The following is a 10,452-nucleotide window of genomic DNA, read 5'->3' as shown; positions in this document are numbered from 1 at the left end:
GGTCAAACCGGGGCATAAAACCGGTTGTTGTAAAGAAATTCGGTGGAGCGGTAGTTCAGTCGGTTAGAATACCTGCCTGTCACGCAGGGGGTCGCGGGTTCGAGTCCCGTCCGTTCCGCCACTTATTGAAAGCCCTGAGCATCTGCTCAGGGCTTTTTCTTTTGTCTAAATCCATTCATTATTGCTACAATCGCAAAAATCCTCTGCATTTTTGACTCTTTTTCTTCTCCTCCGTACTCGCGATAATCCTCTGAAAACACACATAAAGTAATTCACGAGGAAGTTATGACAATCCCTGCATTTGGTTTAGGTACATTCCGTCTTAAAGACGACGTAGTTATCGCATCAGTAAAAACGGCTCTCGAACTCGGTTATCGTGCTGTCGATACCGCCCAGATTTATGATAATGAAGCTCAGTTGGCCAGGCGATCGCCGAAAGCGGTATTCCGCGGAGCGAATTGTTTATTACCACCAAGATCTGGATTGAAAATCTGAGCAAAGATGCGCTGATCCCAAGCCTCAAAGAAAGTCTGAAAAAGCTGCGTACGGATTATGTGGATCTGACGTTGATCCACTGGCCGTCACCACAAGATGCTGTTTCTGTTGATGAGTTTATGCAGGCATTGCTGGAAGCCAGGAAAAGTGGTTTGACGCGAGAGATAGGCATTTCTAACTTCACCATCCCATTGATGGAAAAAGCGATCGCCGCGATTGGGGCGGAAAATATTGCAACCAATCAGATTGAACTCTCTCCGTATCTGCAAAACCACAACGTTGTTGAGTGGGCCAAAAAGCATGGCATACACATTACTTCGTACATGACGCTGGCTTATGGTAAGGCTCTGAAAGATGAAGTCATTCATGGCATTGCAGACAAACATGCTGCAACGCCTGCACAGGTTATTCTCGCGTGGGCGATAGGGGAAGGGTATGCCGTGATCCCGTCATCAACCAAGCGTGAGAACCTGGAGAGCAACCTGTTAGCGCAGGATCTTAAGCTGGATGATGCTGACAGAGCGGCGATAGCTGCACTGGAATGCAACGATCGTCTGGTGAGTCCAGAAGGGCTGGCGCCGAACTGGGATTAATCAAAATGGGGGCATCGAGCCCCCAATTTACTTTTTACGCTGAGTTTCATGCTCGCTCAGAAAATCAATGAACGCCCGAATACGTGTGCTGACCGCCCGGTCACTGTAATAGACGGCGCTAAACGGCATCTCCACCGGCAGTCTTTTATCGGCCATCAGCTCGACAAATTCCCCTCTGGCAATCTCGTTATCCACCATATAGTCCGACAGGCAGGCGACACCATTTCCGCTTAGGCAAAGCTGTTTCAGCGTTTCGCCACTGTTGGACGATATCTCTGACGTCACCTCATGCAACTGCCCATCACAGCAGGAAATTGGCCAGGTATTGAGTGACGTAGGCTCGGTGAATCCGAGACACTGATGTTGCTTCAGTTCTTCCACTGTTTCCGGTTTTCCGAAACGCTCCAGATAATCGGGTGAAGCGATGACTTTCCTATAACTGGTAAACAGAGGCCGTGCGCGCAGGCTGGAGTCAGTTAACGTTCCGGCACGGATCGCCACATCAACCTTACGCTCAATGAGATTGATGAACGTTTCCGAAGAGACCAGAGATAACGTGATTTCAGGGTAACGCTCGCGAAAAGGCTTAATCAGCGGCATTAAATAATGAAGGATAACCGGCGTTGCGGCATCGATACGCAACAATCCACGCGGCGTATGTCGCGCTTCCATTAGTTCATTTTCGGCAGCGGCCATCTCCTGCAAAACACCCTGCATACGACGGAAATAGCGCTCACCTTCTTCAGTCAGGCTCAGCTGACGCGTGGTGCGATTCAACAAGCTGACGCCCAGTTTTGATTCCAGCTTTTTGACAGCGCGGCTCACCGCTGAATTCGCCTGGCCAAGCTGCTCTGCAGCACGGCTAAAGCTGCCGCTTTCTACCACCGCGACAAAGATGGCAATTTCTTCGGATGTTGCTCTCATTGTTGCACCACCTGCAAAATTCTATTGATATTTTGAGCATTTTTGTTATTTAAGCACTGGCGCATACTTCGTGTCATCTTAATCCTGATGATACGGAGTAAATTATGCCACTGGCGCTACTTGCCCTGACGATCAGTGCCTTTGCAATTGGCACGACGGAGTTTGTAATAGTCGGCCTTGTCCCGACGATTGCTGAACAACTTTCTGTTTCTTTACCCTCTGCGGGACTGTTGGTGTCTATCTACGCCCTTGGCGTGGCGATTGGTGCGCCGGTCCTCACCGCACTCACAGGCCGGATGCCACGCAAGCAGTTGCTGCTGGCGTTGATGGTGCTGTTTACCGCCGGTAATCTGCTGGCCTGGCAGGCACCGGGTTACGGTACGCTGGTGCTGGCGCGTTTGTTGACGGGTTTGGCGCATGGCGTGTTCTTCTCCATTGGGTCAACCATCGCAACCAGCCTGGTAGCGAAAGAAAAAGCCGCTTCAGCCATCGCCATCATGTTTGGCGGACTGACCGTAGCTCTGGTAACGGGTGTGCCGTTGGGAACGGTTATTGGTCAGCATTTCGGCTGGCGTGAAACCTTCCTGGCTGTCTCGTTGCTGGGGGTTATTGCCTTAATCAGCAGCCTTATTCTGGTGCCTAAAAATATTCCGCAGCGGGAGAGCGCAACACTTGGCGAACAGCTGCAGGTGCTGACTCATCCGCGCTTGCTAATTATCTATGCGATAACTGCCCTGGGTTATGGTGGCGTCTTCACCGCCTTTACCTTTCTTGCACCCATGATGCAAAACCTGGCCGGTTTTTCACCAAACGCAGTAAGCGGGATCCTGTTGGGCTACGGTGTTTCGGTCGCTATTGGCAACATTTGGGGCGGAAAACTTGCCGATAAACATGGTGCTGTTCCGGCGTTAAAAATAATCTTCGCGGCATTAATGATCCTGCTGTTGGTATTCCAGTTCACGGCTTCTATGCACTATGCAGCACTTGCCACCGTATTGGTCATGGGGATTTTTGCCTTCGGCAATGTGCCAGGCCTGCAGGTGTACGTCGTGCAGAAAGCTGAACTGTACACACCTACCGCAGTTGATGTCGCCTCTGGTCTGAACATAGCGGCCTTCAACGTGGGCATTGCACTGGGATCGATCATTGGCGGTCAAACTGTAGAGCATTACGGCCTGGCACAGACACCGTGGATCGGTGCGGTTATCGTATTTGCCGCTTTCCTGTTAATCGGCGTCAGAGGCAGTCTCGATAAACCTGCAAAAGTGGCGCTTGCCCAGCGAACGTAGTCCTTATTTGCTTACAGTCTATGGCGGATCTTTCTGGAAAATAGCGTTGAAACTGTGAGCAAAAGTCCCTATAACAGAAGGACCACACTGTGATGTCAGCGTGGTTTTTCTGTTATTGAGGCCCTAAAACTAAAGTGCGAAAAAATACCTATGCCATGCGTTACGTTGCCGGACAACCGGCCGAGAGGATCTTACCTCCCGGTTCGTTCGCGACTATTGGTAAGGCATTGCCCGCCGGTGAACCGCTGAGTAGTGAAGCGAAAATTCGCGTGCTTGTGTGGAATATTTTCAAGCAACAGCGCGCTGAATGGTTATCGGTGCTGAAAAACTTTGGTAAAGACGCTCATTTGGTCTTGCTTCAGGAAGCCCAAACGACGCCCGAACTGGTGCGTTTTGCTACTACCAACTATCTGGCCGCCGATCAGGTGCCAGCCTTCGTCCTGCCGCAGCATCCTTCTGGCGTGATGACGTTATCGTCGGCCCATCCTGTTTACTGCTGCCCGTTACGTGAACGTGAGCCCATTCTGCGTCTGGCAAAGTCGGCGCTGGTCACGGTCTATCCGTTACCGGACTCTCGGCTGCTGATGGTCGTCAATATTCATGCGGTCAATTTCAGTCTGGGTGTCGACGTCTACAGTAAACAGCTTTTACCGATTGGCGATCAAATTGCCCATCACAGCGGGCCTATCATCATGGCAGGCGATTTTAATGCCTGGAGCCGCCCGCGAATGAATGCGCTTTATCGCTTTGCGCGTGAAATGTCACTGCGTGAAGTCCATTTCACTGACGATCAGCGCCGCCGTGCGTTCGGTCGCCCTCTCGATTTTGTGTTCTACCGTGGTCTGAATGTGCATGAAGCCTCCGTTCTGGTGACTCGTGCATCCGATCACAATCCGCTACTAGTGGAATTCAGTCCCGGCAAACCTGAGCGATAAAGGTAAGTCAGGTCTGCCGTGGGGCAGACCTGTGCACGTAAGGTGCTGCCCTTTCATCATTCAATCAACCGAAGGACAACACAATGACAACGCAATCTCACCACAATAATGTCGATAAGCAGTTTGGCTCTCAGGCAAGTGCCTATTTAACCAGCGCAGTACATTCATCTGGGCGTGATTTGCTGCGTCTTGGCGAGCGACTGAGCGTATTCCCGCAGGCAAAAGTGCTGGATCTCGGCTGCGGGGCAGGGCATGCAAGCTTCGTCGCCGCCGCGCATGTTGCGCAGGTAACGGCTTACGACCTCTCAGCACAAATGCTTGACGTGGTGAAACAGGCGGCGAAAGACAAAGGGCTGAACAACATCACGACGTCGCAGGGTTATGCGGAAATTTTGCCTTTTGACGACGCCTCTTATGACGTGGTGATCAGCCGTTATTCCGCGCACCACTGGCATGATGTAGGGCAGGCGATGCGCGAAATCAAACGCGTGCTGAAGCCGGGTGGCGTTTTCATCATCATGGACATCATGTCCCCCGGCCATCCGTTGAGAGACGTCTGGTTGCAGACCGTTGAAGCATTGCGTGACACCTCACATGTACGTAATTACTCGAGTGGGGAGTGGTTCTCAATGATCAACGAAGCAGGACTGATTACCGATAGCTTGATTACCGACCGTTTACCGCTGGAATACAGCTCTTGGGTGGCGCGCATGCGGACGCCAGAGGCTTTGTGTGCCGCTATTCGTCTGTATCAGGAAAGTGCGTCTCAGGAAGTGAAGGACTATTTTGAGTTGCAGCTGGAGGGGTCGTTTACCAGCGACACCATAATGGCCGAGGCGCATAAAGCCGCATAAATAAAAAAGGCACCGAGGGAATCGGTGCCTTTTTTCTAGACAGGTTTATCAGGAATCGGGTCTGTCGCTGTTTTTAACAAATAGCGTCAGCTGATCACCCGGCTTCAGGTTGTCGGTATCATCGTTCCAGCGCACAACATCATTGATGTTTACGCCGTGACGCTTAGCGATACTCGACAGCGAATCTCCTTTGCGAACGCGATACGTAATGCTATCGCTATTTTTCGCGAGACGAGATGCACTGCTACCTGCGCCAACGGTCAGGTTCTGGCCCACTTTAAGATGCGCGCCGCGCAGTGAATTCCACTGCTGCAGATCTTTCGATGTCACGCCAAGGCGTGCCGCGATACCCGAAAGGGTGTCACCTGAACGTACCCTATAGCTACGGCTGGTCATCGGTGAATTATCGGCCACTAGCGTCGACTGAACCGCGGCGATATCGCCAGAGGCCAGAGACTCACGCAACTGGTCGGCATGCTTCTGCGGAACCATCACATACTTTGGTCCGCTGGCCCCAAGGGTAGAGCCCTTAACGCCTGCATTAAACGCCTTCAGCTTAGTGACTGAAATACCGGCCATCTCCGCCACTTGCTTCACGTCAACAGGACTATCCAGTCGAACGCGAGCCAGTGCACGACTTTCATCTGCCGTCGGCAGCTGAACGCCATAGCGTTTGCTGTTCTTGAGAATATCGCTCAATGCCAGCATCTTAGGCACGTAAATCTTCGTTTCCTGAGGTAATGGCAGCGACCAGAAATCGGTAGGTTTGCCCCGCGATTTGTTCGCTTTCATTGCCTTCATCACACGACCTTCGCCGCTGTTATACGCGGCGACCGTTAACAACCAGTCGCCGTCAAACATCTTGTTTAGACGCTGCATCATATCGAGTGCTGCCGTGGTAGAGGCAACAACATCTCGACGCGCGTCATATGCGCGGGTCTGTTTTAAACCATAATTGCGCCCTGTGCTCGGAATGATCTGCCAAATGCCTGCGGCATTGGCGCCAGACGTTGCATGGGGGTCAAAAGCGCTCTCCACTATGGGTAGTAGTACCAGTTCCATAGGCATGTTACGTTTCTTAACTTGCCCTGCTATCCAGTACATATACGGCTCTGCCCGTAAAGTTACATCGTGGAGATAGCTCTTATTACGTAAATACTTTTGTCTCTGTTCGCGAATCCGGCCATTATCCGGAATTCCCATCTTTAGCTCGCCGCCAATAGAGGCCCACAAGTCCTGATCCTGCGCATAAATTGTTCCATCGTCCATCCATCGCGCTTGACTTGCAAACTTCCCTGCTTCCCCTTGACTAGCCGCAGAAAGGCTCTGTGCATGCTGTTGTACGTTACCATCTCGATTGGCCTGGCAACCCACTAGCAGGACAGAGGCGAGTAATATCGCTCGTGCCTTCATGTGTGTGGTCAATAGTTGCTTAAAAGACGAGCAATCATAACGGCGAAAAAATTAAAAGGCAACCCTGGCCACTTAGAAGTTGTCTTTCTTAGCCCTTAACCAGGCAAAACGCTGCTCAGATTGTTGCAAATTTGTTTCTTTGGATATTTCTTCAATTAAATCAGCATCATTCGTTCTCAGAAACACATTACTTCGACGCTCATTTTTAAGAATTACGGGTAGTGTATTTTGGTTTTTCGCACGTAACTCATTCACTTCTTTATAGTATTCGTTTATCGCCCGATCATGGGGTAGAACGCTCAATGCAAACTTCATATTTGCTAATGTATATTCATGTGCGCAACACACGACGGTATGGTCTGGAAGTGCCTCTAATTTTTGAAGTGACTGATACATCTGCGTTGGAGAGCCTTCGAAGAGACGTCCACATCCCCCGGAAAACAGCGTATCGCCAGAAAAAAGGTAAGGATCGCTAAAGAAACACACATGGCCTAAGGTATGTCCTGGAGTCGCAATTACAGAAAATTCGCATCCCAAAACATCGACCGTATCACCTTCTTTAACGATATGTGTGACCCCTTTATCTTGTGTCTCCTGCGGACCATACACCACAAGTCCCGGGAATTTGTCCTTCAGTTCTTTCACTCCGCCAACATGATCGTGGTGGTGATGAGTCAATAAAATGGCCTGCGGCTGCCAATTGTTTTCTGCAATCGCGGCAAGGATTGGCGCCGCTTCGCCAGGGTCGACAATCAAACACTTTCCATCGTCCTGACTCAGCACCCAGATGTAGTTGTCCTGAAATGCGGGAATACTGTTAAGATTCATTGATTACCTCTCATAATGTTGCGGAAGGTTGTGATGAAACCGGCAAGGATACCTCTGACAGTTACGGCGCCAAACCACTGGGCGGAAATGCCCTGGGGTGAATACTATCGTGAAGCGCTGGAACAACAGTTAAAGCCGTGGATGGCGAAACTTTATGGATTTCATCTGCTTAAAATCGGCAATTTGAGCGCGGAAATCAATACCGACGCGTGTGCAATCTCACATCAGGTCAACGTATCCCTCGATGGCGACCCGATGCAGGTGAAGGCCGACCCGCTACATTTACCGTTTGCTGAAAAGTCGGTTGATGCCTGTTTACTGGCGCATACTTTACCCTGGTGTCAGGACCCGCACAGTTTGCTGCGAGAAGCCGACCGCGTTTTGATTGATGACGGCTGGCTCATATTGACGGCGTTTAACCCGGTCAGTCTGATGGGGTTACGTAAGATGGTGCCGGTTCTGCGCAACCGTATGCCTTATAATAGCCGGATGTTTAGCCTGATGCGCCAACTCGACTGGCTGGGGTTACTCAATTTTGAAGTGTTGCACCAGAGCCGCTTTCAGGTGCTGCCCTGGACTCGTCAGGGCGGCCGACTGCTGAGTACACATCTCCCGGCATTAGGGTGTTTACAGGTGATCGTCGCGCGTAAAAGAACGGTGCCGCTGACGCTCAACCCAGCGCGGCAAAGCAAATCCAGGCACCCGATGCGTCAGACGGTCGGCGCTACGCGCCAGTATCGGAAACCGCAAGATTAACTTTCCGGTTTGTAACCCGTATCTGCCTGCGTCGGGCTCATCGCTGCGGCGCGGGCAAGTTCATCACAGCGTTCGTTTTCTGGATGGCCAGAATGACCTTTTACCCATTCCCACTGAATTTTATGCTGGCTGAGCGCGGCGTCGAGACGCTGCCATAGGTCGACATTCTTCACCGGCTTTTTATCTGCTGTTTTCCAGCCGCGTTTTTTCCAGTTGTGGATCCACTGTGTAATCCCCTGGCGAACGTACTGGCTGTCGGTGCTGAGGGTGATTTCACAATGTTCCTTCAGCGCTTCAAGTGCCACAATGGCGGCCATCAACTCCATACGGTTGTTGGTGGTCAGATAATAACCTTCATTAAAGGTTTTCTCATGCTGGCGAAAGCGTAAAATTGCGCCGTAGCCGCCAGGGCCTGGGTTACCGAGGCAAGAACCATCGGTGAAAATTTCTACCTGTTTAAGCATCTCTGGTAGACTTCCTTTAATTGAAATCGACACGAAAACGGTAAGTCTGACATAAATGAACGATATGAGCACTGCAATTACCCGACAGATCGTCCTCGATACGGAAACCACCGGTATGAACCAGATCGGTGCGCATTACGAAGGGCACAAGATCATTGAAATCGGTGCGGTCGAGGTGATCAACCGTCGTTTAACGGGTAACAACTTCCACATTTATCTCAAACCTGACCGGCTGGTCGATCCGGAAGCGTTCGGCGTACACGGGATTGCCGATGAGTTCCTGCTCGACAAACCGACGTTCGCCGACATTGCTGACGAGTTTATCGAATATATTCATGGCGCAGAGCTGGTCATCCATAACGCATCGTTTGATATCGGCTTTATGGACTACGAGTTTGCCAAACTCAACCGTGGCATTGCCAAGACCAACACCTTCTGCAAAGTCACCGATAGCCTCGCGCTGGCGCGTAAAATGTTCCCCGGCAAGCGTAACAGTCTCGATGCGTTGTGCTCGCGCTATGAAATAGACAACAGCAAACGTACGCTGCACGGCGCATTGCTCGATAGCCAGATTCTGGCCGACGTCTATTTGCTGATGACCGGCGGACAAACGTCGATGAAATTTGCGATGGAAGGGGACAGTCAGCAGCAGGGTAATGACTCCGGAATTCAGCGCATTGTGCGTGGAGCCAGCGCATTACGCGTCATTCCCGCCAGTGATGAAGAGTTAGCGGCCCATGAATCGCGTCTTGACCTGGTGCAGAAGAAAGGCGGAAGCTGTCTCTGGCGTGCCTGAATCCTGTGAACACGCACTGAAAAGCAACACATGGGCGATTTTTGCAGCAACTGATTCAAAACTTAAGAAAAAGCGTTGACGTCGAATCAGGGAATCCGTAATATTCGCCTCGTTCCCAAGGGAACAGTGGAGCGGTAGTTCAGTCGGTTAGAATACCTGCCTGTCACGCAGGGGGTCGCGGGTTCGAGTCCCGTCCGTTCCGCCACTATTCAGTTTCGGGTGTTATCAGAATATCCGATAAAGTAAAAAAAACCGTATTCCTTTCATTAGGATACGGTTTTTTTTCGTCTGTATGATCCCCTCCGGATACTGGGGTATCCGGCGCAAAATGGCCTACGCACCAGTGGCGGGAATTTAGTGGCCCATTTCCGCCCTGCATTAGCATCTGAAATTTCGTGTCCAGTATTCACTCAATCCGATTGGCCAGAATGAGAATCCCCTTATAAAGATTAGGTTATTTTCCTGTTGTGGCTGATACATAATTTTCTTTCAACAGCAGCCAGCGACTTAATAGTGCGTCTATTCGTTCATTGATTTTTCTTTCCAGGACGTCTGTATTTTGTTGTTGATCGCGGGATTGCTGATACTGCGTCAGCAAATTTTCAATGGGAATTTCCTTATTCAGGGCTGTTTCTGCTTGATAGATCACTGTTTTGATATAGGACAGCGTAAAACTGTCTTTTGCTTTCTCACGTTGTACCAACTGTTCAGCAAAAGCGTGTAAATCCTGCCGTGTTTGTTGATAGCCCTGTAACGTCGGGCTGCCAGCCGCTCTGGCATTCAGTGTACGCTGCCACATGAATGTTGCCTGACGTTGCTGCTCGCTGTCCGGCCAGAGTTTGGTGGCTGTATTCGTGATTTGTATGCCAGTTTCCAGTGCCAGCAAGGGGGACGAAGTCAGCTGCGATTTCAGTTGTTGTTCATAGCCCTGCAATTGCGGATCAGCCAACCATAATGTGGCTGCATTATGTGGCAAGGTGGGCTTTGTTGAATAAATCAGATTTGAGGCGAGTTTCCCCTGTAACAGCTCCGGCTCTCAGCCGATACGTACACTTTCTGGCATACCTGCCTTCGTCATTTTGTTCAGCGCACGCACCATGGCCAA

10 protein-coding genes, 2 tRNA genes and 1 pseudogene are annotated in these 10,452 nt (G+C 50.8%); 8 read left to right on the top strand and 5 right to left on the bottom strand.

The genetic code is table 11. From position 1 onward, the window contains the following. The first annotated feature begins 44 nt into the window (after nucleotides 1-44). Together MUU46_RS00355 and dkgB are read left to right on the top strand one after the other, a co-directional pair. Nucleotides 45-121, top strand: a tRNA-Asp gene (locus MUU46_RS00355). A gap of 164 nt (nucleotides 122-285) precedes the next feature. Next, nucleotides 286-1,088, top strand: a pseudogene (gene dkgB / locus MUU46_RS00350) (2,5-didehydrogluconate reductase DkgB). A 27-nt stretch (nucleotides 1,089-1,115) separates the two neighbouring features. Here dkgB and yafC read toward each other — a convergent pair. Beyond that, nucleotides 1,116-2,012, bottom strand: a complete 897-nt coding sequence (gene yafC / locus MUU46_RS00345) for a DNA-binding transcriptional regulator YafC (protein WP_258964462.1) — start codon at nucleotides 2,010-2,012, stop codon at nucleotides 1,116-1,118. A gap of 104 nt (nucleotides 2,013-2,116) precedes the next feature. Between yafC and MUU46_RS00340 the strand changes: the two genes are divergently transcribed. The 3 genes from MUU46_RS00340 to MUU46_RS00330 all read left to right on the top strand — a co-directional run bounded on the left by MUU46_RS00340 (nucleotide 2,117) and on the right by MUU46_RS00330 (nucleotide 5,090). Continuing rightward, complete coding sequence (locus MUU46_RS00340) at nucleotides 2,117-3,301, top strand: MFS transporter (RefSeq protein ID WP_258964461.1); 1,185 nt, start codon at nucleotides 2,117-2,119, stop codon at nucleotides 3,299-3,301. Nucleotides 3,302-3,435: 134 nt separating this feature from the next. Next, the gene (locus MUU46_RS00335; protein ID WP_159762065.1) at nucleotides 3,436-4,236 is read left to right on the top strand and encodes an endonuclease/exonuclease/phosphatase family protein; all 801 of its coding nucleotides are present in this window, start codon (nucleotides 3,436-3,438) and stop codon (nucleotides 4,234-4,236) included. An 83-nt stretch (nucleotides 4,237-4,319) separates the two neighbouring features. Beyond that, on the top strand, nucleotides 4,320-5,090 hold the full coding sequence (locus tag MUU46_RS00330) for a class I SAM-dependent methyltransferase (protein WP_258964460.1): 771 nt from the start codon (nucleotides 4,320-4,322) through the stop codon (nucleotides 5,088-5,090). A 48-nt stretch (nucleotides 5,091-5,138) separates the two neighbouring features. Here the strand turns inward: MUU46_RS00330 and mltD are convergent, their stop codons facing one another. Both mltD and gloB read right to left on the bottom strand, forming a co-directional pair. Then, a complete protein-coding gene (mltD, locus tag MUU46_RS00325; protein WP_258964459.1) occupies nucleotides 5,139-6,503 on the bottom strand; it encodes a murein transglycosylase D in 1,365 nt (454 codons plus the stop codon). Between the two features lie 72 nt (nucleotides 6,504-6,575). Continuing rightward, a complete protein-coding gene (gene gloB / locus MUU46_RS00320; protein WP_258964458.1) occupies nucleotides 6,576-7,331 on the bottom strand; it encodes a hydroxyacylglutathione hydrolase in 756 nt (251 codons plus the stop codon). Between the two features lie 33 nt (nucleotides 7,332-7,364). Here gloB and MUU46_RS00315 point away from each other — a divergent pair, with 33 nt between their 5' ends. After that, complete coding sequence (locus MUU46_RS00315) at nucleotides 7,365-8,087, top strand: class I SAM-dependent methyltransferase (RefSeq protein ID WP_258964457.1); 723 nt, start codon at nucleotides 7,365-7,367, stop codon at nucleotides 8,085-8,087. On the opposite strand, the gene rnhA is transcribed toward MUU46_RS00315, so the two are convergent. Continuing rightward, a complete protein-coding gene (rnhA, locus tag MUU46_RS00310; protein WP_509908851.1) occupies nucleotides 8,084-8,551 on the bottom strand; it encodes a ribonuclease HI in 468 nt (155 codons plus the stop codon). The two genes, MUU46_RS00315 and rnhA, sit on opposite strands and share 4 nt — an antisense overlap. A 64-nt stretch (nucleotides 8,552-8,615) precedes the next feature. Here rnhA and dnaQ point away from each other — a divergent pair, with 64 nt between their 5' ends. Then, complete coding sequence (gene dnaQ, locus MUU46_RS00305; protein WP_159762060.1) at nucleotides 8,616-9,347, top strand: DNA polymerase III subunit epsilon; 732 nt, start codon at nucleotides 8,616-8,618, stop codon at nucleotides 9,345-9,347. 128 nt (nucleotides 9,348-9,475) lie between these two features. Next, a tRNA-Asp gene (locus tag MUU46_RS00300) sits at nucleotides 9,476-9,552 on the top strand. A gap of 249 nt (nucleotides 9,553-9,801) precedes the next feature. On the opposite strand, the gene MUU46_RS00295 is transcribed toward MUU46_RS00300, so the two are convergent. Next, entirely contained in the window at nucleotides 9,802-10,296 is a 495-nt protein-coding gene (locus tag MUU46_RS00295) for a VasL domain-containing protein (protein WP_258964456.1), read from the bottom strand. Nucleotides 10,297-10,452: the final 156 nt, after the last annotated feature.

Origin of the sequence: Scandinavium tedordense, assembly GCF_024764965.1 — a bacterium.
GTDB lineage: Bacteria > Pseudomonadota > Gammaproteobacteria > Enterobacterales > Enterobacteriaceae > Scandinavium > Scandinavium tedordense.
The sequence above is the reverse complement of the archived record's forward strand: the minus strand, read 5'-3'. Positions and strand labels throughout refer to the sequence as shown.

Coding starts and splice junctions, on each gene's coding strand:
- dnaQ (WP_159762060.1), top strand. CDS start 8,616: ATGAGCACTGCAATTACCCGACAGATCGTCCTCGATACGGAAACCACC.
- MUU46_RS00315 (WP_258964457.1), top strand. CDS start 7,365: ATGAAACCGGCAAGGATACCTCTGACAGTTACGGCGCCAAACCACTGG.
- mltD (WP_258964459.1), bottom strand. CDS start 6,503: ATGAAGGCACGAGCGATATTACTCGCCTCTGTCCTGCTAGTGGGTTGC.
- gloB (WP_258964458.1), bottom strand. CDS start 7,331: ATGAATCTTAACAGTATTCCCGCATTTCAGGACAACTACATCTGGGTG.
- rnhA (WP_509908851.1), bottom strand. CDS start 8,551: ATGCTTAAACAGGTAGAAATTTTCACCGATGGTTCTTGCCTCGGTAAC.
- MUU46_RS00330 (WP_258964460.1), top strand. CDS start 4,320: ATGACAACGCAATCTCACCACAATAATGTCGATAAGCAGTTTGGCTCT.
- MUU46_RS00340 (WP_258964461.1), top strand. CDS start 2,117: ATGCCACTGGCGCTACTTGCCCTGACGATCAGTGCCTTTGCAATTGGC.
- yafC (WP_258964462.1), bottom strand. CDS start 2,012: ATGAGAGCAACATCCGAAGAAATTGCCATCTTTGTCGCGGTGGTAGAA.